This is a genomic window from Sphingobium sp. CR2-8, from assembly GCF_035818615.1.
Taxonomy (GTDB): Bacteria; Pseudomonadota; Alphaproteobacteria; order Sphingomonadales; family Sphingomonadaceae; genus Sphingobium.
This window is the reverse complement of record NZ_JAYKZY010000001.1, coordinates 773,743-799,338: the sequence shown is the minus strand read 5'-3', so window position 1 is coordinate 799,338 and position 25,596 is coordinate 773,743. Positions and strand designations below refer to the sequence as shown.

Annotated in this window: 16 protein-coding genes; 7 read left to right on the top strand and 9 right to left on the bottom strand. The window is 59.6% G+C overall.

The genetic code is table 11. From position 1 onward, the window contains the following. Positions 1-7 precede the first annotated feature (7 nt). From U5A82_RS03340 to U5A82_RS03310, 7 genes are all read right to left on the bottom strand, one after another. Positions 8-1,087 carry a phosphotransferase gene (locus U5A82_RS03340; protein WP_326288608.1) on the bottom strand — a complete coding sequence of 360 codons (1,080 nt, stop codon included), beginning with the start codon at positions 1,085-1,087 and terminating at the stop codon, positions 8-10. Then, on the bottom strand, positions 1,084-2,253 hold the full coding sequence (locus tag U5A82_RS03335) for an acyl-CoA dehydrogenase family protein (protein WP_326288606.1): 1,170 nt from the start codon (positions 2,251-2,253) through the stop codon (positions 1,084-1,086). The genes U5A82_RS03340 and U5A82_RS03335 overlap by 4 nt, the downstream gene beginning before the upstream one ends. A gap of 15 nt (positions 2,254-2,268) precedes the next feature. After that, positions 2,269-3,021: an SDR family NAD(P)-dependent oxidoreductase gene (locus U5A82_RS03330; protein WP_326288605.1), complete on the bottom strand. Its 753-nt coding sequence runs from the start codon at positions 3,019-3,021 to the stop codon at positions 2,269-2,271. A gap of 27 nt (positions 3,022-3,048) precedes the next feature. Beyond that, complete coding sequence (locus U5A82_RS03325; protein ID WP_326288603.1) at positions 3,049-5,082, bottom strand: 3-hydroxyacyl-CoA dehydrogenase NAD-binding domain-containing protein; 2,034 nt, start codon at positions 5,080-5,082, stop codon at positions 3,049-3,051. A 64-nt stretch (positions 5,083-5,146) separates the two neighbouring features. After that, positions 5,147-6,322 (bottom strand): acetyl-CoA C-acyltransferase, encoded by a 1,176-nt coding sequence (locus U5A82_RS03320; protein ID WP_326288602.1) that lies wholly within the window; start codon positions 6,320-6,322, stop codon positions 5,147-5,149. Between the two features lie 40 nt (positions 6,323-6,362). Continuing rightward, entirely contained in the window at positions 6,363-8,093 is a 1,731-nt protein-coding gene (locus U5A82_RS03315; RefSeq protein WP_326288600.1) for an acyl-CoA dehydrogenase family protein, read from the bottom strand. A 20-nt stretch (positions 8,094-8,113) separates the two neighbouring features. Continuing rightward, on the bottom strand, positions 8,114-9,280 hold the full coding sequence (locus tag U5A82_RS03310; protein ID WP_326288599.1) for an acyl-CoA dehydrogenase family protein: 1,167 nt from the start codon (positions 9,278-9,280) through the stop codon (positions 8,114-8,116). 218 nt (positions 9,281-9,498) lie between these two features. On the opposite strand from U5A82_RS03310, the gene U5A82_RS03305 reads away from it, so the two are divergent. Further along, entirely contained in the window at positions 9,499-10,740 is a 1,242-nt protein-coding gene (locus U5A82_RS03305; RefSeq protein ID WP_326288598.1) for an acetyl-CoA C-acetyltransferase, read from the top strand. Between the two features lie 64 nt (positions 10,741-10,804). On the opposite strand, the gene U5A82_RS03300 is transcribed toward U5A82_RS03305, so the two are convergent. Next, the gene (locus tag U5A82_RS03300; RefSeq protein WP_326288597.1) at positions 10,805-13,222 is read right to left on the bottom strand and encodes a CaiB/BaiF CoA-transferase family protein; all 2,418 of its coding nucleotides are present in this window, start codon (positions 13,220-13,222) and stop codon (positions 10,805-10,807) included. Beyond that, complete coding sequence (locus U5A82_RS03295) at positions 13,219-14,673, bottom strand: acetyl-CoA acetyltransferase (protein WP_326288596.1); 1,455 nt, start codon at positions 14,671-14,673, stop codon at positions 13,219-13,221. The genes U5A82_RS03300 and U5A82_RS03295 overlap by 4 nt, the downstream gene beginning before the upstream one ends. A gap of 547 nt (positions 14,674-15,220) precedes the next feature. On the opposite strand from U5A82_RS03295, the gene U5A82_RS03290 reads away from it, so the two are divergent. The 6 genes from U5A82_RS03290 to U5A82_RS03265 all read left to right on the top strand — a co-directional run bounded on the left by U5A82_RS03290 (position 15,221) and on the right by U5A82_RS03265 (position 25,576). Continuing rightward, positions 15,221-17,437 (top strand): TonB-dependent receptor, encoded by a 2,217-nt coding sequence (locus U5A82_RS03290; protein WP_326288595.1) that lies wholly within the window; start codon positions 15,221-15,223, stop codon positions 17,435-17,437. Between the two features lie 51 nt (positions 17,438-17,488). After that, the gene (locus tag U5A82_RS03285; RefSeq protein ID WP_326288594.1) at positions 17,489-19,612 is read left to right on the top strand and encodes a hydantoinase B/oxoprolinase family protein; all 2,124 of its coding nucleotides are present in this window, start codon (positions 17,489-17,491) and stop codon (positions 19,610-19,612) included. A gap of 84 nt (positions 19,613-19,696) precedes the next feature. Then, a complete protein-coding gene (locus U5A82_RS03280) occupies positions 19,697-21,796 on the top strand; it encodes a hydantoinase/oxoprolinase family protein (RefSeq protein WP_326288798.1) in 2,100 nt (699 codons plus the stop codon). A gap of 13 nt (positions 21,797-21,809) precedes the next feature. Continuing rightward, positions 21,810-23,300: an AMP-binding protein gene (locus tag U5A82_RS03275; RefSeq protein ID WP_326288592.1), complete on the top strand. Its 1,491-nt coding sequence runs from the start codon at positions 21,810-21,812 to the stop codon at positions 23,298-23,300. Then, positions 23,297-24,082: an SDR family NAD(P)-dependent oxidoreductase gene (locus U5A82_RS03270; RefSeq protein ID WP_326288590.1), complete on the top strand. Its 786-nt coding sequence runs from the start codon at positions 23,297-23,299 to the stop codon at positions 24,080-24,082. The genes U5A82_RS03275 and U5A82_RS03270 overlap by 4 nt, the downstream gene beginning before the upstream one ends. Positions 24,083-24,160: 78 nt before the next feature. Continuing rightward, positions 24,161-25,576, top strand: coding sequence for an aldehyde dehydrogenase family protein (locus U5A82_RS03265; RefSeq protein WP_326288589.1), 1,416 nt, complete (start codon positions 24,161-24,163; stop codon positions 25,574-25,576). Positions 25,577-25,596: the final 20 nt, after the last annotated feature.

Below are 25,596 nucleotides of genomic sequence, written 5' to 3'. Positions count from 1 at the left end.
ATGTTTTTTAGTTTATAGCCGACCGTTCGGCCAGTTCTGCCTGACGCCATGCCAGCGCGAACAGTTCAGGTAGAACGGCAACGCGTTCCTTCGCCTGGGCGCTGGACGCAGTGCCGCGCAATACCCTGCCTTTTATACCGTGAAAGATCGCAGCCAGACGAAAGAAGTTGAACGCGATATAGTAGCCATAGCCGGGCAGGTTGTCGCGACCGGTCCGGGCGCAATAGGCCGCGAGATACTCTTCCTCGCTGGGAATGCCCAGGCCAGCAATGTCTGCATTCCCGAGGCCTGCTACGATATGAGGCGGCATCCGGTACATCATGGCGTTGTAGGCAAAGTCAGCGCCGGGATGTCCCAGTGTCGACAACTCCCAATCGAGGACCGCCAGAACCTTCGGCTCGGTCGGGTGGAAGATCATGTTGTCGATCCGAAAATCGCCGTGAATCAGGCTGGATCCGTCGTCACCGGCCGGCATATGATCCAGCAGCCATGCAATGAGCCGATCCATGTCCGGGTTCCGCCCGGCGTCGGCGTCTTCTTCATATTGCTTTGCCCAACGACCGATCTGCCGCTCGAAATAATTGCCGGTGCGGCCATAATCGCCAAGGCCGACATGGCTGTAATCGACCAGGTGCAACTGTGCCATCGCGCCGTTCATCGCATCAAAGATCGCCGCTCGTTCGTTCTTGTGCACGCCAGGAATGGTCGCATCCCAGAATATGCGACCCTCGACCATATCCATGATGTAGAACCATGTCCCGATAATGTTCTCATCGGTGCACACTGCGTGAACATGCGCGACAGGATAGCCCGCCTTGGCCAGGCCGATCAGGACCTTGGCCTCGCGTTCTACAGCATGTGCCCCCTTGAGCAGCTTTCCGGGCGGCTTGCGACGCAGTACATAGGCGCGGGTCGCAGTGAGCAGCTTGTAGGTAGGATTGGACTGGCCACCGCGAAACTGTTCGACACGCATCGGTCCAGCAAAGTCCGGCACGTTTGCACCCATCCATCGTGCGAGCGCCGCTTCGTCAAAGGCATAGCCTTCGCGGACCGCGCTGGTCCCAAGATTGTCGTCGCCGCTGCTCATGCGACCTGCGCCTTGAGGAAGTCGCGCTTGATCTTCTTCGCCAGGGACCATTTATGCACCTCGGTTGGGCCGTCATAAATGCGAAAAGCGCGAATTTCCCGAAACACCTGTTCCACGATCGTGTCGCCGGACACACCTGTGCCGCCCATCACCTGCACACATCGATCAGCCACACGCATCAGTGCCTCGGACACCGCTACCTTTGCCATCGAACTTTCCGCCGTGCCAAGCGAGCCGCCGTCCAGCACGTCAGCGCACCAGTCGATCGTCAGTTCGGCCTGTTTCAAGTCGATCAGATTTTCCGCCAGCATGAAGCCGACGCCTTCGTGGTCGACAAGCAATTTACCGAACGCTTGCCGCTTGCAGGCATAGGCGGTCGCGATCTCCTGCGCGCGTGTCGCAGCACCGTGCCAGCGCATGCAATGAGAGAGACGCGCCGGGCTGAGGCGGACCTGGGCATATTTGAAGCCCTCGCCGCTGGCGCCGAGCATCTGGTCTGCTGGCACGCGCAGATTGTCGATGGTGACAATGGCGTGGCCGCCGGGCATCGAGCTGTCTATCGTGTCCAGCAGTCGTTCGATGCGGACTGCGGGATCAGGCAGATCCACTAGGAACAGGCACGCGCCCTCCGGTGCCTTGGCCATGATGATGCCCACTTTTGCGCCCTGCGCGCCGGTGATGAAGGCCTTGCGGCCATTGATGACCCAATGGTTGCCCTCAAGGTGACACTCGGTCTGCATCATTGATGGGTCCGCGCCTGCACCGCCATCGGCTGCCGGTTCGGTCATGAAAAAGGCCGATCGAGCCTCTCCCGACAGCAAAGGTGCCAGAAAGCGGGCCTTCTGCTCGGGCGTTCCGACTTTGCCGAGCAGGTACATATTGCCTTCGTCAGGCGCCATGGTGTTGACGGCGACAGGCCCGAGGGGAGAAAGACCCGATCGCTTGAGTATGATTGCGGTCTCACGCTGCGAGAGGTGAGAGCCATCGTCAAGAATATGCGGCGTCATGACCTGCGCTGTGCGTGCCTTGGCCCGCAGTTCTGCTACCAGGTCCTCTGGTGGTCCATGACCGTGAACGGTAAGGCGCGCGTCCTTTTCGTACGGAACCACAATATCGCGAACGAATGCCTCCACGCGATCCGCTATGGCAGTGGCACGATCAGTCATCTTGTTCATCCTTGTTCAAAGCGTACTGACCAGATGACCGCCATCCACCTCGATCACCGATCCCGTCATGTAGGTGGAGAGGTCAGAAGCGAGCAAAAGCAGGGGGCCTTCCAGGTCATCGACTTGCCCAAGACGGCGCTGGGGTATCCGCTTGATCATCGCCTTGCCATGATCGCTGCGCCAGAATTCGTCGTTCAGTTCCGTGGCGACGTAACCAGGTGCCAGTGCGTTCACCCGAATCTTGTAGCGCGCCAGTTCAAGCGCGAGTGTCTTGGTCATCTGGATCGCACCCGCCTTTGACACGGCATAGGGTAGGACGCCGCCAGCCTGGCGAAGGCCAAGAATTGATGCGATGTTGATGATCGTCCCGCCCGCATTGCGTCGCTGCATGGCCCTGGCGACCGCCTGAGCCATCAGGAACATACCCTTGAGGTTGGTGTCGATCACGGCATCCCAGTCCTCTTCAGACTGTTCGAGCGCACTGCGATCCCGCACCAGCCCTGCATTGTTCACCAAAATGTCCACCCGCTCCAGAACCGGCGCTATCGCGGCGATGGAATCGGCACGCGTGACGTCGAGGCTTACGGTTTCGCATATGCCGCCAAGTGCTGTGATCTCGCTTGTCACGCTTTGAAGTGCGTCCAGCCGACGTGCGCCGATGATGACGGAGGCCCCGGCCGCCGCCAGAATTTTGGCAAAATAAGCGCCGAGCCCGCCTGATGCACCAGTGACCAAGGCCACCTTGCCGTCCAGCCGCCACCGCTGCATGTGATCGTCCATCGCTTGCTCTTTCATCTATGCCGGATAGAAAGGTTGATAGTTTTGCGATCCCTTTTTCAGCGACTTCGCCACGGCGAAAGAAGGATCAAAACTACCGCGATGCCGCTCGAGATCCTCGACGATGCCATCGACCCCTTTTTGTTGCGCCCACCAGAGTGGACCACCCGTCCAGCGCGGCCAGCCAAAGCCAAGCATCCAAACCGTGTCGATGTCGGAGGCACGCTGTGCGATCCCTTCCTCCAGGATCAGCGCTGCCTCGTTGATCATGATATGAACAGTGCGGACCAGGATCTCTTCGTCCGATACGGGCCGAGGCTCGATGCCGGCCTCCGCCCGGAACTGCTGGATTATCGCGTCGACGGCCGGCGAGCACACGGGTCTGCGTCGGTCGTCATAGTCATAATAGCCAGCGCCACTTTTCTGGCCCAGCCGTCCGCTGGCGCAAAGCGCATCATTGAGATTGTCGATCCGGGATGGGTCGCGATGCCACCCGATATCTACCCCTGCCAGATCGATCATCTGCAACGGCCCGACAGGCAGTCCCAGCCGTATGCTGACGGAATCGATTTGCGCGATGGTGGCTCCCTCCAGCAGCAATTGTTTCGCCTGGTCGAGCCTGGGCAGCAGCATCCGGTTGCCGATAAATCCGTAGCATACGCCCGAAAGGACCGGAGCTTTACCGATCCGTCTGGCCAGGTCCATGCAGGTCGCGAGCACATCCTGGCCCGTTTGCGCTCCCTTGATGACTTCGATCAGCTTCATGATGTTAGCCGGGGAGAAGAAATGAAGGCCGACCACGTCGTCTGGCCGCTGGGTGACGGCGGCCATTTCGTCAATGTCCAAGAAGGACGTGTTGGACGCCAGGATGGCGCCCGGTTTGGCGATTTGGTCGAGCGTCCTGAAGATATCTTTCTTGACCGCCATGTCTTCGAACACGGCCTCGATGATGAGGTCGCACGCGCTGAGCGCATCGAAAGCGATTGTCGGCGTGAGCAGGGCGTTGGCCCGTCCCTCCTGATCCGCCTTCATCTTGCCCTTCGCGACGCTTGAGGCAAATGTCCTGGCTATCGTTTCGACACCCCGTTGCAGAGCGTCTGCTTGCTTCTCGACAAGAATGACCGGGATGCCCGCGATCAGGAAATTCATGGCGATGCCGGTGCCCATGGTACCGGCGCCGATCACACCGACTTGCCCGATGGATCGCTTGGGCATATCCTTGGGCAAGTCTGCTATGGTAGCTGCGCGACGTTCGGCAAAGAACGCATGTTGAAGGGCTCGCGCCTGATCACTTTTGACGAGCCGGTCGAAAAGAGACTTCTCCAGGGCAAGTCCCTGCGCAAAAGGTTCGTGGGTCGCAGCCTTCACCGCTTCGACGCACGCCTTATCGGCCTCTAGCCCACCATATTTTCTGGGATTGGCCGCGACGTATGCGTCCACCTCGTCTGCGCTCGCCGCTACAGCTCTGTCGCCAGTCCGGCGCGGCGTCGAAAGTGTTCGTGCATATTCTAGCGCGACCGAGGCAAGCTCCTGATCGTCGGCCAGCTGATCGATCAATCCCAGCGCCTCGCCCTCCTGCGCAGAAATCGGTGCACCAGTCACGATCATGTCCAGGGCGGCTATGGCGCCAATGAGGCGGGGAAGCCGCTGGGTGCCACCCGCGCCGGGCAACAGGCCAAGCGTCACTTCAGGCAGGGCGATCCGCGTGCTCCGCGCTGCGATGCGATAGTGACAGCCCATCGCCACTTCCAGCCCACCGCCCAGACATTGACCGTGAAGCACCCCAAGGACGGGTTTCGAGCAAGCTTCGATACGATCGACTAACTCTGACAGGCCTGGTGCTTCCTCGGGTCGGTCAAACTCGCTGATATCGGCGCCTGCGGAAAACATCTTTCCTACGCCGCGGAGCAGAACAACCCGGATCAGCGCATCATCCTCTGCGCGATTGACCGCTTCGAGAAGCGCTTTGCGCAAAGACGCGCCAAATGCGTTCACCGGCGGATTTTCAAAGATGATTTCGCAGATATCATCAGTGCGTTTAAAGCTCAGCATCGCGCTTCTCATTCTATTAGGCAGCATTTCGGTGTGTCCGGATGGAATTGTCTCCCACCGGGCCTTAGAGTATTTCGAACAATCCCGCCGCGCCCATGCCGCCGCCAACACACATCGTCACCACGACATGGCGAGCGCCACGACGCTTGCCCTCGATCAACGCATGGCCCACCATCCGCGCACCGCTCATGCCATAGGGATGGCCGATCGAAATGGCACCGCCGTTGACGTTCAGCAGCTCGTCGGGAATGCCGAGCGTATCGCGGCAATAGAGAAGCTGCACTGCGAACGCTTCATTCAGTTCCCACAAACCGATGTCTTCGATCGAGAGGCCAAAGCGTTCAAGTAGCCTTGGTACGGCAAAGACCGGGCCGATACCCATTTCGTCGGGCCGGGTGCCAGCCACCGCCATGCCGACATAGCGGCCCAGCGGCGTCAGACCCCTGCGCTGTGCAAGCTGTTCCTCCATGAGAACGCATGCCGACGCACCATCGGAGAGCTGGCTCGCATTGCCCGCAGTGACAATACCATCAGGAACCACGGATTTCAGGGAAGCAAGGCCTTCACGGGTGGTCTCCGGGCGATTGCCTTCGTCCTTGCGCAAAGTGACCTCGACTTGGGATATCTCTTTTGTTGCCTTGTCAATTTGCTGCATCGTTGCCGTAACTGGCACGATCTCGTCGTCAAATTTGCCGGAGGCCTGCGCATGCGCCGTGCGCTGCTGGGACTGCAAGGCATAGTCATCGCACGCTTCGCGCCCGATCTTGTACCGCGCACCGACAACTTCGGCGGTCTGTAGCATCGGCATATAGATGTCGGGATGAAGGGCTTGTAATTGAGGGTCGAGCGCGAACCGCAAATCCGGCGTCTGGATAAGGCTGATCGATTCAAGCCCGCCAGCGACAGTAACGTCCATTTGATCGCTGATGATCTGCTTGGCGGCTGTGGCGATCGCCATAAGCCCCGATGCACATTGCCTGTCCAAGGACATGCCTGAAACAGTATCGGGCAAGCCAGCTGCCAGCAGCGCCAGTCGCGCCACATTGGGATAGGCATGGCCCTGTTCCAGGGCGCAGCCCATGACCACGTCATCGACTTCTCCAGGGTCGATACCTGCCCGATCTACCGCTGCCCTGATGGCATGGGAGCCCAGGGTCGGGGCGGGTAGATTGTTGAATGCGCCGCGATAGGCCCGACCGATGGGGGTGCGGGCGGTGGAAACGATGACGGCTGAACGCATGGGCAAATCTCCAAAATATGTTAGGTGCGCTGGCGGAGGGTCAGGCCGTCAATGCCTCGTCCGTGATGTCGTAGAGCAATGCGGCGCCAGATTGCGCTGCGGCGCCAAGACCCGTGGCCTCTGGAACAATGCAGGTGAGATAAAAGCGCACGGCCGCACGCTTGCCAGCCGCGAAATCCGGCGGGTCTGCGTCCGCATCAAGCAACGCCTCCTGTCGCGCCATCAGCCAGGCGGCGGTCAGGACGGACGTCATCTGCATGAACGGATAGCTGCCCGCCAGTCGATCGTTGATGGGCGCGGCGATCATCCATTGGGCTACCCGTTCCACGGCTTGGGCCAAGGCCATGATGGTGGGCGCTGTGCCGACGTCCGCTCTGATTTCGGCCAGCAGGCTCGCCAGACCCATGCCTTTGTCACCCACGAGCTTCCGGCCGACGAGATCTGCCGCCTGAATGCCGTTCGTGCCCTCATAGATAGGCATGATCCGCGCGTCGCGATAATGCTGGGCCGCGCCGGTTTCTTCGATGAAGCCCATGCCCCCATGCACCTGGACGCCTAGAGCTGCGACCTCACATCCGACGTCTGATCCATAGGCTTTGACAAGCGGGGTCATCAGTTCGGCCCGTACGAGCGCCTGCGCATCGCCCAGATGGGCACGATCCAGCTGACCAGATGCGTAATAAAGCAGCGCGCGGGCGGCCTGAGTAAGGGCGTTCATGCGCAGGATCATCCGGCGTACATCGGGGTGGCCGATAATCGCTACAGGCTCCAGACCCGAACTGCGATCTGCCCGCGGAGACTGAATGCGATCGCGGGCGTAGGCGAGGGCAAGCTGTCGCGCACGCTCGGCGACCTGAATGCCCTGATTTCCCACGTTGATCCGTGCGTTGTTCATCATCGTAAACATGGCGCGCAGGCCGCCATTTTCAGAGCCTAACAGTTCGCCCAGACATTCGTCATTATCGCCGTAGACCATGATGCAGGTTGGCGACGCGTGAAGACCAAGCTTATGCTCGATTGAGGCGCAGCGTACGTCATTGGCCGGGCCAGGGTTTCCATCTGCATCGAGCCTCTGACGTGGCACGAGAAAAAGAGAAATGCCTTTAGAACCGGGCGGCGCATCAGGAAGGCGTGCAAGGACGAGATGCACGATATTGGCAGCAAGATCATGCTCACCAAATGAAATGAAGATTTTTTGGCCCTTGATGCGGTAAAGCCCGTTTTCTGTCGGCTCTGCCACCGTTCGCAAGGCTCCCACGTCGGAACCGGCCTGTGGCTCGGTGAGGTTCATGGTGCCCGACCATTCGCCGCTTATCAGCTTGGGGAGCCAGCGTGATTTTTGATCGGTTGAACCATGGGCCTCGATCGCCTCGATCGCCCCTGCAGTGAGGGTGGGGCAGGCTGCGAAACCCAGATTTGCGGCGCTTAGATTTTCCAGCACCAAGGTTGCAAGGCTGAAGGGCAGGCCTTGACCGCCATAGGCCGATGGGGATGCGATCGTCCCCCAGCCGCTCTCGATGAAAGCGGCATAGGCCTCGCGAAAGCCATCGGGCATAACGACCTTGCCCTGCGTCCACCGTGGCCCCGGGTCGTCGCCGATCCTGAGAAGTGGTGCGAATTCACCCTCGGCAAACTCGGCGCTACCGTGAATGATGGCCTCGATCACATCTGTGTCAAGCGTCTCGAACCGATCGCTACCGATAAGATCGTCAACGGCTGCTATGTGGCGCAGGAGAAATCGCTGCTCGGTGACTGGACACGCAAAAATCATGACTGTCTGTTCCTGCGGCTTTACTTACGTGTTCCAAGCAAGCCACGCGCAATAACCCATTTATGGATTTCGGTTGGCCCATCATAGACGCGCATCGTCCGCAGCTTTGCCTGCATGAGCTGTAGCGGGACTTCCTTCGTCATGCCCATCCCGCCGAACGCCTGCATGGCTTGGTCCACGACCGTGTAGGCCATTTCGGTAGCGTACCATTTGATCATGCTGATCTCGGAACGGACATCGCGACCATTGTCGAGCTTCCACGCGCAATCATAGGCCATAAGACGCGCGGCATGGATTTTGGTAGCGGCCTCGGCGACCCAGAATTGAATGGTCTGACGCTCAGAAAGGGGCGCCCCGAACGTGACGCGCTGCGGGGCGTAATCGATAAGCATGTCGAGTGCACGCTGCGCCATCCCGATTGACCACGCCGCCATCTGAATGCGCCGCGTTGCCAGCCTGGTTTGCATCGGCGCAAAGCCCTGACCTTCGATGCCCAGCAACTTCCACCCTTCGACGCGGCAATCATCAAGCGCGATCTCATAGGTCGACTGGCCGCCGAGCATGGGAATGCGGCGCATGATGTTAAAGCCTGGTGCATCCCGATCGACAAGAAAGGCACTCATGCCGCCTCGCGCGCCCTTCTGGGGATCCGTCACCGCCATCACAATGGTGAAGTCCGCTTCATCTGCATAGGTAATCCAGATTTTGCGTCCGTTGAGGATCCAGTCATCGCCATCGCGCACGGCACGCGTCTTCATCATCGCAGGATCCGACCCGGCGCCGGGTTCGGAAATACCAATGGCCGACTTGGTTTGCCCGGCGACAAGGGGGGTAAGATAGGCTTCGCGCTGACGGTCGTCGACGGTGGCGATCAGCATGCGCAGATTGGGCGAGTCTGGCGGCAACACATAGGGTGTTACCGTGTAGCCGATTGCTTCCTCGACACCGACCATGGCAACCATGGGCAAGTCCGCGCCGCCGATGTCAAGAGGTGCGTCCAGTCCAAAAAGTCCCAGCTCGTGCGCCTTGGCGTCCAGGCTGGCCTGCTCTTCCTTGGTGACGTACATCTCCTTGCCGGAGGCTTCCCGCTCCATCACCGCGGCTTCAAGAGGCATCATGAAGTCGCGAGCGAACTTCGTGACGAGCTCGGTCACCATCTGATGTTCTTCGCTCAGCTCAAAGTGCACAGCCCATCCTTTCCCATGTCTTGTTCTGGTTCGCGCCGTGGCCTTGACGGCGATTCGCTGCGTGGACGTTTTTAAGCAAACAGCAATTTATTTGATGCTCGTCAAGTTACTGCTTGACAGTTTCCGCCGAAATTACGCTAAATCCCGTGCCAACGGCTGTCCCTACAGCTGCAAAACATGGAGGTCTGGGCAACAGTCCGGAGAAGGAGCAGGAAAGAATGCAGGAAGCATGGATCATCGACGCATGCCGGACACCGCGTGGTATCGGCAAGATCGGCAAGGGTGCCCTCACCGACATTCATCCTCAGCAAGTCGGTGCGACCGTGTTACGGGCGCTGGCCGATCGAACCGGTATAAACACTGCCGATGTCGAGGACATCATCTGGGGCAACGGGCAACAAGCGGGTAAGCAGGGCAATGACCTTGGCCGCATGACCGCGTTGGACGCAGGCTTTGACACCAGGGCAAGCGGTGTCACCATTCACCGTTTTTGTGGGTCCAGTCTGACCGCAGTCAGTCTCGCGGCGGCCAAGATCATGGCGGGCATGGAGGATCTCAACATCGCAGGCGGCGCCGAGCTGATGTCCTATCGTAAACTGCTGCCACGTGACCCGGCGGTCCCGTTCCTTCCAGACGCAGGCAACGCGCGGCTTCGCGCTCGCCATCCGCAGACAAGCCAGGGCCTTTGCGCCGACGCGATCGCGACGCTGGAAGGTATTGATCGCGAAGTGCTTGATGAGTTGGCGTATGAAAGCCAATGTCGGGCCGACCGCGCCATTGCCGGAGGTCGGTTCGATCGCTCTTTGGTCCCAGTCTATCATGAGGATGGCCGCCTTGCGCTCGACCGCGAGGAATATCCCAGGCCCCAGACCACGCGAGAGGGGTTGGCCGCACTGCCTTCAGCTTTTGCCCATGCGGCAGACGCGACATTTGACGCGTCTGGAACCAGCTTTGCAGACCTTATTCGAAAAGCTTATCCCGACCTTATATTCAACCACGTCCATCATGCAGGAAACTCGGCGGGTGTTGTCGATGGTGCAGGGGCGCTTCTTCTCGCATCGTCCGACTATGCCCGCAAACACGGACTTGTGCCGCGCGCCCGAATTGTCGCCATGGCGGAACTGGGCGACGATCCCACGCTCATGCTCAACGGGCCCGTACCTTCCACCGCCAAGGTCCTGGCCAAAGCGGGGTTGACCCCTGACGATATCGACCTTTGGGAAGTGAACGAAGCCTTTGCGGTCGTACCGGAAAAGTTCATTCGCGCCCTGTCGCTCGATCGTAGCAAAGTGAACGTCAATGGCGGCGCGATTGCGCTTGGTCATCCGATCGGCGCAACCGGTGTGATGTTGGTGGGAACGCTGCTCGATGAACTGGAAAGACAGGATCTCAAACGTGGGCTGGTGGTCATGTGTGCGGCCGGGGGAATGGCGCCGGCGCTGATCATCGAGCGGATCTGACGATCCAGGCTACGCTCTGGAGGGACAATGCTTTGCCTCGTCCCTCCAGCATCCGCTTTGTCGGTCAGGGGCTGACATCGACCGCAATGCCCGCTTGTACCTCGAACGCGCCGAGATCGGTCAGCGTCTCGATTACACGGTCATTTAAGCCGAGCAACTCTCGTGCCAGCTCGGCAGTATGCTGCCCTTGCATCGGTGCAGGCCTTTGTGGTGGCCGGGCGAGTTGGCAGGCTTCGACCAGGAGATTTTCCGCGAAGAATGTTTCCTCGATCTGCGGATGCGATACGGGTCGCAGAAAACCGCGCTCGGAAAAATAGGGATGGGCCGGCAGATCGGAAACGCGCTGCATGGCACCGGCAGGAACGCCGGCCGCCTGCAACATTTGGGCTGCCTCACCCGGACCTCTACGGGCCACCCAGTCGCGAAGGGCAAGATCAAGGGCCTTGCCGGCAATATGCTGCTCAGAGGCCGCAGATGCGGCGGGACGATCAAGCAGGTCGGCTCGCCCAATGGCATGGCACAGTGCACGTCTGTCAGCGTCATCGCGCACCGTAACGACGCACCATTCGTCGTCGCCTTTGCAGGCATAGACACCCCAGGGCGCTGCGATTTCAGTTTGCAATTTCACTTCATGACCGCGGGCTTGAGCCGACATTCTGGCGATGTCGGTGGCCATATGCCCGAGCATGACTTCGGCCTGCGCCACGCTTAAAGTGCCGCCCTGGCCGGTCTGCAGGCGGCGCAGCAACAAGGCGATGACACCTGCCGCGCCGATGCGACCGCAAACATGGTCCGGATAGACGGTTAGGGCATCGCTAAAGCTTGTCGGATCGTCCGCGTAGCGCCATTGCAGGCTTAACCCTGCCGCAGCCCGAACCAATGGGCCATAGCCCATGCGCCTGCTTTCTGGCCCAGTAGGGCCAAATGCAGAACTATCGACGATGACAAGTCTGGGATTAGCGGCAAGCAGGATGTCCGGCGCTAAGCCAAGCGACGCCAATGTGCCGGGCTTGAAGTTGGAAAGTATGACATCGGCTTTTGCTGCAAAGTCGAGGAACAGGGCCTTGCCTTCCTGTGAGCGCAGATTGAGGCCCAGGCTGCGCTGATTGCGGTGGCCGACAGCAAAGCTGACGCTGATAGGCTCGCCCCGGGTCTGGCGGCTTCCGTCAGGAAAGCCCGCATTCTCCACCTTGATCACATCGGCGCCAAGGTCCGCGAGCAGCCGGCCGGTTTCCGCGCCGACGACGATCACGCCCAGATCGAGCACGCGAAGCCCCGAAAGCGGCAGCCTGTTGGCCGATGCTGCAGAAGTCCGGGCAGGCATAGGGCGATCGGGCCACAGCTTCGCGCGTACGGCCTGTCCATCGCCCAGTGCCGGGGGTGGGCCGATGATGCCCGCACGGACGCCGTCAAATTCGACAAGGCCATTGGGCACCGCGACTGTGAGCCCTGGCGCGATTTCTACGTCGGCAAAAGCATCGCGGCTGACAAATTGTGGAGACGACAACGCTTGCTCGAGCCCGATCACGCGCGAGAGCGGGAGGCCGCGCCGCTGTGCTTCCTCTTCCAGCGCGGCTTGTGACTTATTGGCAAATAGCGCGGCAATGCGCGGTATGAGCGTCTTTGATTTATAGCGCGCGCGCAGGGTGTTGAAGGATGGATCTGCAAATTCTTCCGGTTTGCCGAGCCATTCGTACATCGCCTGCCACTGGCGCGGCGCGAGCATGCAGATACGCACATAACCGTCCGCACAGGCGATGATAGGATATTGGAAGCGGGCTTCGGGTCGGCCCCTCGGCAGCTTGCTTGCAGGAACCCCCTGGGCCGCACTGCCAGAACTGCCATAGCCTGGATCAAGTGCCGCGCTTGCACCGTCGAGCAGCGACATATCGAGCCAGTCGCCGCTGCCGCCTGTAACAGTGGCGTAGCGCGCGGCGAGGATGGCGAGCAATGCCTGTCCTGCCGCGCAGTGCAGGGCAAGCTCTCCAGGTGGCAAAAGAGGCTCCCGGTCAGGCAGGCCGGAGCGGGATAGTTCGCCGCTCATGGCGTGTAGCACCGGATCGGTGACCTGCCACGCGCTAAAACTGGTATTGGCCCCAAAGCCACTGAGCGAAAGTATGACCAGTCCCGGATTGGCGCGCCTGAGCGCCTCGATGTCAAGGTCCCAAGACATGGAGCGCTGGAGTTGCGATCCCTCTATTAAGACATCACAGTCGCGCGCGAGATTTTCAAATTCGCTACGATCGTCAGGCCGCTCTAAATCCAGGGCAATGCATGTCTTTCCCAGATTTGAGACCGCAAAGCCAAGAGCGTTTCCGCCTACCTGCTCCCCTGCATAACGATCCCTGCCGCCTGCACGCGGCTCGATCCGAACAACTTGTGCGCCCCATTCCCCCAAAATCCTGCCAATTGCGCCAAGCGTTCCCTCCACAAGGTCAAGAACGCGCAGGCCAGCCAACGGCCGATCATCGCTGCTCATCATGCTTCCAGTCTCCGGATACTGAGGGGCGTTGTCGCAAGGGGCTGCCAGACGGCATCGCCATCGTCGCAAAGCGTGATCATGCCATCGGTACCAACGGGGCTGCGGTCCCACGCCTCGAGAAGGTCAATAGTTTCCCTGTAGTGCCCAGGCACGCGGGCAAGGGTTCGTTCTCCCGCAGGTGTTCGAACCACGACAATTCCCTGATCCGGCTCGCCATCTCGCGAGTGGCGCACGGTAAACGCCTCCAGCGTAGCTGGGCCGGCATAGTCCTCCCGAACCTGCGGCGAGGGGCCTCGATTCCGGTCGGCCTCTGCCTGTACCGACCAGTCGGCTGCTAACGTGTCCTGCGGCGCATCTGACCCAAGCAGCAGGGCGTGGTGCTTCGTGACATAGCCGCCCTGACCGTAAAGCAGGCCGCTCGAATGAGGATGCGCCCGCAAGGCGCGCACCATCGCGCATATGGCATGGCTCATATAATTGTGCAGCGGACCGCCAAAAAAGGTCAGGCCGCCGGTCACGCTTGGCGCGGCCTGGTCCTGCTCAATGCCCATGAAGCGCAACGCCATCTTGGGCACGATCGGAAAACAGCTGTACAGTTCCATGAATGTGAGTTCTTCCACGCCGCCGACCTGCGCGAGAGCGGCGCTGAGGACTGCCTCCTGCGCTGTGCTGCGGTCATATCGGTCCCGGTCGAGGAAATTCGCTGGTTCGTTTGCAGCCGCTCCGCCCAATATGTAGACGAGCTTATCCTCTGGGATACCAGCGTTCCTGGCATGGGCCAATGTGGTGACGATGAACGCCGATGCCTGGTTCACCGACGGATTGGCGACCATAAGCTTGGGGTAGGGCCAGTTGATCAGACGATTATCCGGACCGATGGTCCCGATCGTCTCGGCAGATGGCGGCGTCTCCATCCAGGCGGATGGATTGTCGCCGGCAGCCTGCGCGTAAAGCGCCCATAGCTTGGCCGATTCATCATGGGCCTGCGCCGGAGACAGGTCCCAGGCAGCGTGGCTTGCTGTTTCGTATAGCGGGTAGATGCTGGCTGGATCCAGCATGGCATAGCGTTCGGCCAGCGGACTGCGAACGGTTGAAAGTCCTGCAAATTGGGCGCTTTGGTCTGATGGGGCCATGTCCGACCAAGGCAGCTTTGCGCCCGATTTACGCGCTTGCGCGCGTGCATTGGTCGCTTCCCCACCGACGATCGCGCAGGCCCTGTGTTCGCCCCGAACAACCTCGAGTGCAGCCTCATGCAAAAGACGCACAGGTGTTTCCCCACCGCGGCGGCTGTTTGTCGCCAGGGCGGGCGCGATCCCGACCTTGGCACATATATCGCCGACCGGATTTGTGTAGCGCCAGCTGGTCAGCGCGACCAGATCGACCGAATCCAGCTTTTCGAGCCATCCGCCACCCGCGTCCGCGTCGGCATTTTGAAGAGCTTTGGCGATCATTCTCGTGGGCTCGCAAACCGACAAGGGGTCTCGTGATCGCTCGACGCGCTCTCCGATTCCCACGATAACTGCTATGTGCTCGGCAGGCACCATCGTTCGCATCCTCCAACGCGGCGCGCACTCAGGCGCCGTCTTTCCTTTAGGGCATCGCGCGTCGGTTCCTGGGACGACAGGCGGGCCTTTGCTAGATAATGGCCATGAGTTGCCATCTTGGTTGATGTCCGTCAAGTTTGTTGCAGGAGCAGCGTCTTCTTGGGTCTGGGGCAGTAGCATGGAGAAGCCAAATTTCCGTGCGTGACTATGGTGGTTGCACCTTGCCCATCGCGCTGTTTGTCTAGCAGGCAGGATTAACGGGCCGTCCGTCTGGCCGGCAATGCCTTGTTGCCTGAAGCCCCGGGGCTGCGGCACAGTTGTTTGATAGATGACAAGTATATGCTTGACGATCAGCAAACTTGATGTCAATTTCCCTCACACCGCCGACCTTGGCAGCCAGAAAAAAGATGGCGCCAGATAGATCAAATACGGACGGATGTAGGGAGATGGAGAGATGGTGAAGGCGAAACTAAAAATCGGTTTGCTTACGGCGAGCAGTGGCCTGTCTCTCCTGGCGCTGTCTGCAGGTGCGATGGCGCAGGACGCAGCTCGCACCGATCGACCTGCAGTCGGGATCGCCGACATCGTCGTCACAGCGCAAAAGCGCTCAGAGAATGTTCAGGACGTGCCAGCCTCTGTTACGGCGATCGGGCAGGAGGCGCTCGAACTTCGGCAGATTAGCAGCGTATCGGATCTTCAGTCCCAGGTGCCATCGCTTGTCGTCGGCAATCTTTTTGGCACAAATCTCATAACGCTGCGCGGGATCAGTACCGGCCTTACTTCGGGAACGGACGACCCCTCGATCGCGACCCATATCGATGGCGCCTATCAGCCGCGGTCGCGTAGCATCGATGTCGCGATGGTCGATCTTGAGCGCGTCGAAGTGCTGGCCGGCCCGCAGGGTACGTTATATGGGCGTAACGCCACTGGCGGCGCTGTAAATTACGTGCTGCGCGGGCCGAGCGACAAATTTGAAGGCGAGATCACTGGGCGCGTAGGCAATTATGATCGTTATGGCGTGGCGGGCAGTGTATCGGGGCCGCTCAGCGATACGATTGGTGTGCGCATCACCGGCCTGTATGACAACCAGTCGAAGGGTTTTACCAAAGTCCTCAATGCTAATGCGCCGCGCGACAGTCTCGAAGAATATCGCGTGGTCGGCGGACGTGCGGTGGTCGAATTCAAACCAACCGATCGGCTGACGGTCTCTGTCGAGGGTATAGGTCTTGGCTCCAAGTCCTCGACATCCTTTTTCCCGTTTGCGCCATCGCTCAATGCAGCGATCAACGCTGCAAGTCAGCCACAATCCTATCGTGCGCACGAAACCTATACGGATGTCGATGCGAAGCTGGACAGCGACTATTATCAGGCAATCGGGACGATCAACTGGGATTTGACGGACGAGGTCTCGCTCAAGTCGATCACGGCCTATCAGGATTATCACCAGTTCATGGTGATCGATTCTGACGGCAGCGCGACCGCGCCTTTTCGTGGGCCAACGACATTCGTCACCGACACCAACACGTTCACGCAAGAATTCAATCTGAACGCAAGTCTCTTCGACGACAGGCTGAAGTCGATTTTGGGATTTTTCTACTATGACGACAAGGCCGATATCAATACGGATCTCACGATTTTTTCGACAGGGAGGCTTCGTTTCAGTACCCTGCAAAAATCGAAATCCTATGCCGTCTTTACCGATCATACTTTTTCAATAACGCCCAGCGTCCGTCTGATTGCCGGCATTCGGTTCAATCATGACGAAAAGTCAGCGTTGCAATCTTTTTTCATAGACCGGGCTAATGGCACGACGATTACCGGTCTTGCGCCGACCTTGACCAAGGCCTCGTTCGAGTCATGGACGCCACGGCTTGGTATTCAGGTCGATCTGGCAAACGACGTCATGGCTTACGCGCAATATTCAAAGGGCTTCAAATCTGGCGGATTCGCCTCCCAGGTTACGGCCGTCAATCCTTATGATCCGGAAAAGATCAAGGGCGGTGAGGTCGGCATCAAAAGCGATCTGGCAAATGGTCGCATACGGCTCAATGTGGCTGGATATTATTACGACTATTCCGACCTCCAGGTCCAGAATGTCGCGCTGATCAACGGCGTGTCCGTCTTCCAGGTCCGCAATGCAGCGGCGTCTCGCATCTATGGTGTGGAAGCGCAATTTCAGGCAGTCCTGACAGATGGTCTGAAATTCGATGCCGCAGGGATGGTCCAGAGCGCCAAATATACGGATTTCACGACCTGCAACAATACAGCATTCCTTGGTGCGTGCGGTACGGCTGCCACATCGACCTTCGTCAATGTCAAGGGCAACTGGCTCAACCGAGCACCCAATTACACCGTCAATGTTGGCCTTGAATATGAGCATGAGTTCCAGAGTGGCGCAAAGATCGTCTTGCGCGGGGAGTCCTACTTCAGCGGCAATGTCTATTATGACGAATTTGCCACCCCGTTGCTGAAGCAGGGCGCCTATAGCCTGCAAAATGCTTTTGTGTCCTTTTCGCCGGCGAGCGACAAGTTCACGCTGCGCGCCTTCATAAAGAACATTGCTGACACCAAATATAAGACATCAGGTTTCTTCCAGAGCTCGGCATTCCAGCAAACCGGCACCTGGGGTGCGCCGCGCACCTTCGGCGCCGAAGCAACGCTGCGATTCTGAGTGTCCATGTTCTCGCAGCTCCCTCGAACAAAAAATGGCGGATATTAGCTCATGATCGACCCCATTGTCCTAGAAGTCCTTCGGTGCAAATTCGAGGCGATAGCCGAAGATGGTGCCCGTACGATCATTCGCAATGCGATCAGCCCGGTTGTGGCGGAGTCAAAAGACTGTTCCTGCGCCATTTACAGTGCTGAGGGCGAACTGATTGTCGGGGGTGGAAAGGTTCAGATTGCGTTCCACATCGGCGGCAATGGCATTCGCGCCATTCTCGACGTGCATGCCGACACGATTGCCGATGGCGATGTGTTCCTGGTGAACGATCCCTATAATGGTGGAGGTCTGCACGCGCAGGACGTGATCGTGCATATTCCCGTTTTCGTCGATGGCACAATTGTCGCGTGGGTCGGGGCTTCTGCCCATATGATGGATATGGGCGGCATGGTGCCCGGCTCCTTCTCGACGTCTGCGACCGAGGTGTATCAGGAAGCCTTTCGTCTTCCGCCGGTAAGGCTGTTCCGCCAGGGGGTGGAGCAGCATGACATCTTCGCTATTCTGCGTAACAATATTCGACTGCCCGATGTTGTGGAGATGGACCTACGCTCTTTGATCGCCGGGGCCACCGTGGTGTGCGGCCAGGTTCTTCGGATCGTGGGCGATTATGGCGAGTTGGTGTTCGGCGAAGTGGTAAGCACGCTTTCGGACCTGACCGAAGCTGAAGTGCGCCGCCGGATCGCTGAGCTCGAGCCGGGATATTATATCGCGCGCAGCTGGACGGAATGGACTGATGATTTCTATCACATTCCGTGTGAACTCAAGGTCGAAGGCGGCCATCTGACCTTCAATTATCGCGGGGCGTCGGGTCAGACGAAACATTATTTCAACTCCAAGCCAGATGTTATCAAAAGCCTCTTGGGTGTCGGCATCTCCTCCTACCTTGCGCGCGGCCTGCCGTTCAACGAGGGGATTTTCCGGGCCTTCGACGTGGTGTGCGACCCTGGTTCGATCGTCGATGCCCAGCTTCCTGCGCCGATCGGTGGCCCACATCTTGAAGTCGGGCAGAATGCGATGGAAGTCGGCGTGCGGGCGCTCAACCTTGCATTGGCCGCTTCGCCGCAGGCGCGGGGACGCACCCATTTGTCTGGACCGCCGTCAAGCTCCGGCTCTGCGTTGCATACTCTTTCAGGCAAAGGGCTGGAAGGTGAGCCGCAAGGCTGGATCATGCTTGAAGGAGCGTTGGGCGGCGCGTCGGCGGCGCATTGTCGTGATGGCATAGAATTTTCCCGCGAGCTGGTCGGCAGCGGTCAGCTCATTGACCTTGTCGATGTCGAGATCCTCGAGTCCTGGTATCCCATCATGTTCGAATGGCGCAGGCTCCGGTCGGGTACCGGCGGTGGCGGCCAGTTCTCGGCTGGTCGGCCGACCTCGCTCGCCTATTCCGTCGCCGGCACGAAGGAACTGAGTCTGACCATCATGGGCAATCGCGAGCGCTTGCCCATTCCCGGTTCCGCCGGCGGATTGCCAGGCAATATCACGCGCTTCCATGTGCGCCGCGCCGCCAACGCAGAGGTTGAGCCGCTGGCCTGCCATACCGACGGTATTCGTCTGGACGAGGGCGATATGCTTATGCTCGAAGTGAGCAACGGCGGCGGCTGGGGCGATCCACTGTTGCGTGATGTCGCGCAGGTCGAACGCGAAGTAGCCCGCGGACTGATGACCAGCGCGGAAGCGGCCGGGATCTATGGAGTCGTGACAGGCGATCGTGGAGCGACAGAGGCGAGCCGGGCCGACATTCTCAAGCAGCGGCTCGCGAAGGCGACGCCAGCGCCCAATCCGCTGACCTGGACAGACCGCTTGCGCGAAGCATCCACAGGTGCGGCTGGACCGCTGGCTATCGGCATCGAGCAACGCGGGTCGGTTGCCGTGAGCGCCAGATCGGATACGCCGCTGGCGCTCAGCCCGGCCCACTGGACCGAGGGGTGCCCCCGTATCAGCAATTTCGTCGTGACCCATCCTGACGTCGAGATCACGGCCTATCTCGATCCTGTCACGGGTTATTTGCTTCTGGTGGATGTCGTTCCCACCGGCGACGAGTGCAGCTCGGCTTCTATGCCGAAACGGTGGACGGACGCCGCACACCCGCAGGACGTGCTGCAACAGGTCGAAGCAGTCGGCTGACAGCCTGATTGACCGATGCAAGAGATGATGCCGCCCAACAGCCATGCTTTGATTGGATAGATGTTTTGGTCGGATATGGGAGTGATGTTTGTGAATGAGAATGCCAGTCTCGCTGCGGGTGACTATGCTGCTACGCAATCCGGTTACGTCATCGGCATCGATGTCGGCGGCACATTTACCGACGCGGTGTGCAGTGATGGTCAAACCACCTGGAGAGCCAAGTCGCCGACCAATCCGGCACGCTTTAGCGATGGCGTGATGGGTGCCTGCTCGATGCTGGCCGAACATGCCGGACTGACGCCTGCTCAGCTCATGCGTCGTGTAACCCGGTTCGGCCTTGGCACCACGGCGGTCACGAATGTTCTGGCGACGCGCAGGGGTCGGACGGTCGGTCTGCTCACAACGAAGGGTTTTGAAAATCACCTTCACGCGATGCGCAATCACCGCGACGTGCGTGAGGGATGGATCGAAAAATTCTGGATGCCGGTAGAGCCTGAAGCGGTGCGCGGCATTGAAGAACGGATCGATCGAGCAGGGGAGATCATCAGGCCTCTGGTCGCAGGCGATCTCGTGGCCGCGGCGCAGGATATGATAACCCATAATGGCGTGAATGCCCTTGCGGTGTCCTTTCTCTGGTCTTTCCGCAACCCGGCGCACGAACAACAGGCGGTAGCGTTACTCAGGGAACATTTCCCGCAGATTCCGGTCTATAGCGGCGCCGACCTGCATCCGATCATGCGTGAATATGAACGGACCACTCTGGCAGTGCTCAATGCTTTTGCGGCAGATGCGCTCGATGGCGTCGAGGAACTTGAAGAGCAATTGCGGGCGCTAGGCCTGCAATGCCCGATGCTCCTCCTGCATTCGGGCGGCGGCGCGATCAGCGCGCAGGAGGCGCGACAGACACCTCTCGCGCTCGCGTCTTCGGGCCCTGCAGCGGGTTCTGTTGCGGCTGGAGAAGTGGCGATGAAAGTGGGCTTGCCCGACGCCATTTGCTGCGACATGGGCGGCACCAGCATCGACGTTGCTGTCGTCACTAACGGTGTGCCGGAACGCCGTCATACCGCCGAGCTGGGCGGGATCGTGATCGGACAGTCGGCAATCGACGTGGAGTCGGTAGGTGCAGGCGGTGGCTCGATTGCGTGGATCGATGATCGCGGTCTCTTGCGGGTAGGACCGCAATCGGCGCGCGCTACGCCAGGGCCGGTCTGCTACGGTCGGGGCGGCACGGAGCCGACGGTGACGGACGCCATGGTCTTGCTGGGCTATATCGATCCTGAATTGTTCAATCGTGGTGGGATGCAGCTCGATGTCGAGGGTGCGCGGGCAGCCTGCGCACGCGTCGGTGAGCGTTTGGGCATGGATGCGATGGCTGTTGCCCATGGCATCCGCGAGATTGCACTGGCTGAAATGAGCAAGGCGATGCGCGCGCGCATATCGTCCGGTGGCCTTGATACCCGTCGCTATGGTGTGATCGCTTTTGGCGGATCAGGGTCGCTATTTGCTACTGCGATGGCAAAGGAACTCGATCTGCCCTGGGTTCTGACGCCTGCACTCGCTTCGGTTTTGTCAGCCTATGGGGCCGCTACCGCAGATATTCGGCGTGAGCGTTCACGTGCGGTCGATCAGTTTTTGCCCCTTAAGAATAATGATGCCTATGAAACCCTGCGTGAACTGATTGAACGGGCCGAGGAAGATCTTGCTGCGCAGGATGTCGAACCCAATAGTCGCTCGGTCCATTGCGAGGCGGAGGTGCGTTTTCACAGGCAGAACGCATCGCTGACCCTCACGCTCGAAAAGGAGGAGCTGGATTCGCAAGGCTTGCTCCAGGGCTTCAAGGACAGCTATATTCGGCAGTTCGGGGCCAGCAGCATCACTGCCAAGACGCCGATCGAGCTTTCGACGCTGCGCGTGACCGGCATCGGCAAGACGATCCGGGCTGTCTTGCCACAGTCGCTTGATCAGGTTGAAGACGCCAATCTGGTGCCTATCAGTCATCGGGACGTGTATCTACAGCCTGATGCACCGACGAATGTTCCCGTGTTTGCAGCCGCCGATTTCCGGGTTGGACATCGTTTGTCGGGGCCTGCTCTGGTCGACGTCGGCGACACGACGCTTTGGGCACCCGACGGTTCGGTCGTCGAGCTGATAGCGGGCGGCACGCTCAAGACGACGATCCGATAAGGCGGGGGCGGTCATGGCATCCATTCCGCTCCGCGACATTCCGCACCACCACGCGGCGCGGCTGGGTCGGGACACTATAGCTGTTCGTGTCGGCGAGGAGGCGCTTAGCTGGGGCGATCTCGACGAGCGATCAACGCGGCGCGCTTATGCGCTGTCCGCGCTTGGCGTGGGCGCAAATGATCTTGTAACCATTGCGCTCAAGAATGAGCTGCTCTTCTTTGAGTGGACATTTGCCATATGGAAACTGGGCGCGGTACCCCATGCCGCATCCTGGCGCAGTTCAGCAGCCGAACTTGCTGCAATGCTCGAATTGGCGCGCCCGGCAGCGGTGATCGCCAGCGAAGCGGATCGACTGTCAAGCGTTGGCGCGATTTCAGCAGACTGGGGCTTGTCGGAAACCGGCAAGGGTCCGTTGCCCGATATCGTGTCCTCGCACTGGAAGGCCATGTCATCAGGGGGGTCGACCGGGCGACCCAAGATCATCGTGGATCACAAGCCCGCGCTGTACGATAGTCAATCCACTTATCTTGGGGTTGCGGACGGTGAAACGGTTTTAAATCCGGGACCGCTTTATCATAACGCGCCCTTTTCGATGGCGCATAATGCCCTCTTCAAGGGCAATCCGCTGATCAATCTTGCAAAGTTCGACGCAGAAGAGACGTTGCGGCTCATCGATTGCCATGGCGTTGCAAGCATCAACTTCGTGCCGACCATGATGCTTCGCATATGGCGTTTGCCGGACGACGTAAAGGCGCGCTACGACCTGTCTTCGTTACGCAATATCTGGCACATGGCAGCGCCCATGCCGCGCTGGCTCAAACATGCCTGGATCGACTGGATCGGCGCGGAGAAAATCAACGAGGCCTATGCGGGCACTGAGTCTGTGGGGGCGACAACCATCAATGGCACGGAGTGGGTGCTGCACGAAGGTTCTGTTGGCAGACCGAAAAATTGCAGTGTTCGCATTCTCGACGAGGCAGGCGCCGAACTGCCCAGCGGATCGATCGGCGAAGTCTGGTTGAAGCCCAATAATCCGCAAAAGGCCTATCATTATATCGGCGCGCAGCAGCCCTCTGGTACCAGCGACTATGAATCGCTTGGCGACCACGGCTGGGTTGATGCCGATGGCTATCTCTATCTCGCTGATCGCAGGACCGACCTCGTCATTTCGGGCGGATCGAATATCTATCCTGCCGAGGTCGAGAATGCGATCATGGAGCATCCTGCGGTCGAGACTGCTGTCGTTATAGGTCTTCCTGACGAGGATCTCGGCGCGTCAGTGCACGCCATCGTCAAATTGAATGACGGGTCTTCTAGCCGACCGGGCGCTGACGATTTGATCGCGTTCCTGCGCAGTCGGCTTGTCAGTTACAAATTGCCGCGCAGTTTTGAGTTTACCCAGTTCCAATTGCGGGACGAGGCGGGGAAGGTGCGCCGCTCGCAACTGCGGCAAGAGCGCATGAATGAAAACCTCGTCGGGCCTTTGACAGGAAAGAGCGTATGATTTTGGGATCGGATATTGCTGCCGTCGTCACAGGCGGGGCAAGCGGGCTGGGTGAAGCGACTGCTCGCCGGCTGGCTGGACATGGCGTCAAGGTTGCGTTGTTCGACCTCGACAGGGATCGCGGCGAAGCTTTGGCAGCAGAGTTGGGCGGAATCTTCTGTCCTGTGGATGTGTCGTCCGCTCTTTCGGTGGATGAAGGCTTTGCAGCAGCGCGAGCAGCAATAGGTCAGGAGCGCATTCTGGTTAATTGTGCCGGCATCGGGAGCGGCAAGGCCAGGACCGCGTCGCGCGATCGTGAGACCGGCGCGATTACGACCCATTCGCTCGAAAGTTTCGAGCGGATCGTCCAGATCAATCTGCTGGGAACGTTTCGCTGCATCACCAAGAGCGCAGCCGGCATGATGACCCTGGCGCCGCTCGCCGATGGAGATCGCGGCGTTATCATCAATACCGCGTCAGTTGCGGCCGAAGACGGTCAAGTCGGACAGGTCGGCTACGCAGCTTCCAAGGCCGGGGTGGTCGGCATGACGTTGCCTATCGCACGCGACCTTGCGCGTGAAGCCATTCGGATCAACACCATTCTCCCTGGCCTTTTCAGCACGCCGATGTTCGCGCGAGCGAGCGAGGAGTTTAAGGCCAAGCTTTCGGCTACGGTGCCGTTTCCCCCGCGCCTAGGCCTGCCCCAGGAATTTGCCCAGCTGGCAGAAACGATGATCACCTGCGGCTATTTCAACGGTGAGGACGTCAGGCTTGATGGCGCCATCAGAATGGCTCCGCGCTGACCTGCCCTTTCCCCAAAAGCGGCTGGACCCTCGCCAGAGCTTGGATTGCCAGCCCTGCACATCAATCCGGAGTTGGTGATGACGTTTGACGATGATTTCACGATCACTATAGCTGGCGCCAGGATCGTGACCCCCGATCAGGTCGCTGTCATAAACCCGGCGACGGGAAAAGCCTTCGCCTCGGCCCCGGCAGCGGACGCCGCGCTTCTTGATCGCGCCGTCGATGCGGCGCAGACTGCCTTTCCCCAATGGCGCGATACTCCCATTGTAGAGCGGCGTCGGGCACTGCTTGCATTGGCCGATGCGATCGAGGCGAACGCTGCCGGGTTTGGCGCGTTGTTCACGCGCGAGCAGGGTCGGCCACTGGCACTTGCCACGCGCGAGATTCTCTCGGGTGCGACCTGGCTTCGGGCGGTGGTCGCGCAGGACGTACCTGTTGAGGTGGTGGAAGACAGTGCGACGCGTCGCGTCGAGGTGCATCATGTTCCCTTTGGCGTTGTCGCGGCGATCGTTCCCTGGAATTTCCCCTTCCTTCTGACGATCTGGAAAATTGCCCCTGCGTTGTTGACGGGCAATACCGTGGTTCTAAAGCCGTCGCCCTATACGCCGCTCTGCGCGCTCAAGCTTGGCGAGCTTGCAAGGGATATCCTGCCCGCCGGCGTTTTCAATGTGCTTTCTGGCGACGATGCGCTGGGACCACTCATCTCATCCCATAGCGGCTTTGCAAAAATTTCCTTCACTGGCTCTACAGCTACCGGCAAGAAGGTGATGGAGGCTGCGTCGCGTGATCTCAAGCGCATCACGCTTGAATTGGGGGGCAACGATGCCGCGATCGTCCTGCCTGACGCTGACCCTGATACGGTCGCCGATGCCATGTTTGCGGGCGCCTTTTTCAACAGCGCTCAGGTTTGCATCGCAACCAAGCGGCTCTATGTACACGCCGATATCTACGACGCAGTGCGCGACCGGTTGCATGCCCGCCTCCTTGCCGCTGTGGTTGGCGACGGGGAGACGCCGGGCGTCACGCATGGGCCGGTACAAAATCTTGCGCAGTATCGCAGGGTTACAGCGCTGATAGCGGATGCCGAGGCCAATGGGCTTACGCTTCTGCGCGGTAGCAGCGTGTCGCAGGGGGAAGGCTATTTCATTCCCTTGACGCTGGTCGACAATCCGCCTGAGGATGCGGCGGTCGTTTGCGAGGAGGCATTTGGTCCGGTCCTGCCGATGATGCGTTTTAGCGATATCGATGACGTGATCGACCAAGCCAATTGTTCCGAATATGGTTTGGCCGGTTCGGTCTGGTCTGAGGATATCGACGCGGCGGTCGCGATCGCAAAGCGGATGGATACCGGCTCGATCTGGATCAACCAGAACCGTCAGGTGGCACCGCATGTTCCCTTCTCAGGGTTCAAGCAATCAGGGATCGGGGTGGAGAACGGGCGGGCGGGCCTGCTCGAATTCACCCAGTCGAAATCCATCTATATCCCGAAATAAAAGCGTCAGAAGATAACGGA

Excerpts from the sequence above, each read along its gene's own strand:
- U5A82_RS03290 (WP_326288595.1), top strand. The coding sequence starts at position 15,221 with ATGGTGAAGGCGAAACTAAAAATCGGTTTGCTTACGGCGAGCAGTGGC.
- U5A82_RS03315 (WP_326288600.1), bottom strand. The coding sequence starts at position 8,093 with ATGATTTTTGCGTGTCCAGTCACCGAGCAGCGATTTCTCCTGCGCCAC.
- U5A82_RS03275 (WP_326288592.1), top strand. The coding sequence starts at position 21,810 with ATGGCATCCATTCCGCTCCGCGACATTCCGCACCACCACGCGGCGCGG.
- U5A82_RS03335 (WP_326288606.1), bottom strand. The coding sequence starts at position 2,253 with ATGACTGATCGTGCCACTGCCATAGCGGATCGCGTGGAGGCATTCGTT.
- U5A82_RS03340 (WP_326288608.1), bottom strand. The coding sequence starts at position 1,087 with ATGAGCAGCGGCGACGACAATCTTGGGACCAGCGCGGTCCGCGAAGGC.
- U5A82_RS03320 (WP_326288602.1), bottom strand. The coding sequence starts at position 6,322 with ATGCGTTCAGCCGTCATCGTTTCCACCGCCCGCACCCCCATCGGTCGG.
- U5A82_RS03325 (WP_326288603.1), bottom strand. The coding sequence starts at position 5,082 with ATGCTGAGCTTTAAACGCACTGATGATATCTGCGAAATCATCTTTGAA.
- U5A82_RS03305 (WP_326288598.1), top strand. The coding sequence starts at position 9,499 with ATGCAGGAAGCATGGATCATCGACGCATGCCGGACACCGCGTGGTATC.
- U5A82_RS03295 (WP_326288596.1), bottom strand. The coding sequence starts at position 14,673 with ATGATCGCCAAAGCTCTTCAAAATGCCGACGCGGACGCGGGTGGCGGA.
- U5A82_RS03265 (WP_326288589.1), top strand. The coding sequence starts at position 24,161 with ATGACGTTTGACGATGATTTCACGATCACTATAGCTGGCGCCAGGATC.
- U5A82_RS03330 (WP_326288605.1), bottom strand. The coding sequence starts at position 3,021 with ATGCAGCGGTGGCGGCTGGACGGCAAGGTGGCCTTGGTCACTGGTGCA.
- U5A82_RS03270 (WP_326288590.1), top strand. The coding sequence starts at position 23,297 with ATGATTTTGGGATCGGATATTGCTGCCGTCGTCACAGGCGGGGCAAGC.
- U5A82_RS03300 (WP_326288597.1), bottom strand. The coding sequence starts at position 13,222 with ATGATGAGCAGCGATGATCGGCCGTTGGCTGGCCTGCGCGTTCTTGAC.
- U5A82_RS03280 (WP_326288798.1), top strand. The coding sequence starts at position 19,697 with ATGTTTGTGAATGAGAATGCCAGTCTCGCTGCGGGTGACTATGCTGCT.
- U5A82_RS03285 (WP_326288594.1), top strand. The coding sequence starts at position 17,489 with ATGATCGACCCCATTGTCCTAGAAGTCCTTCGGTGCAAATTCGAGGCG.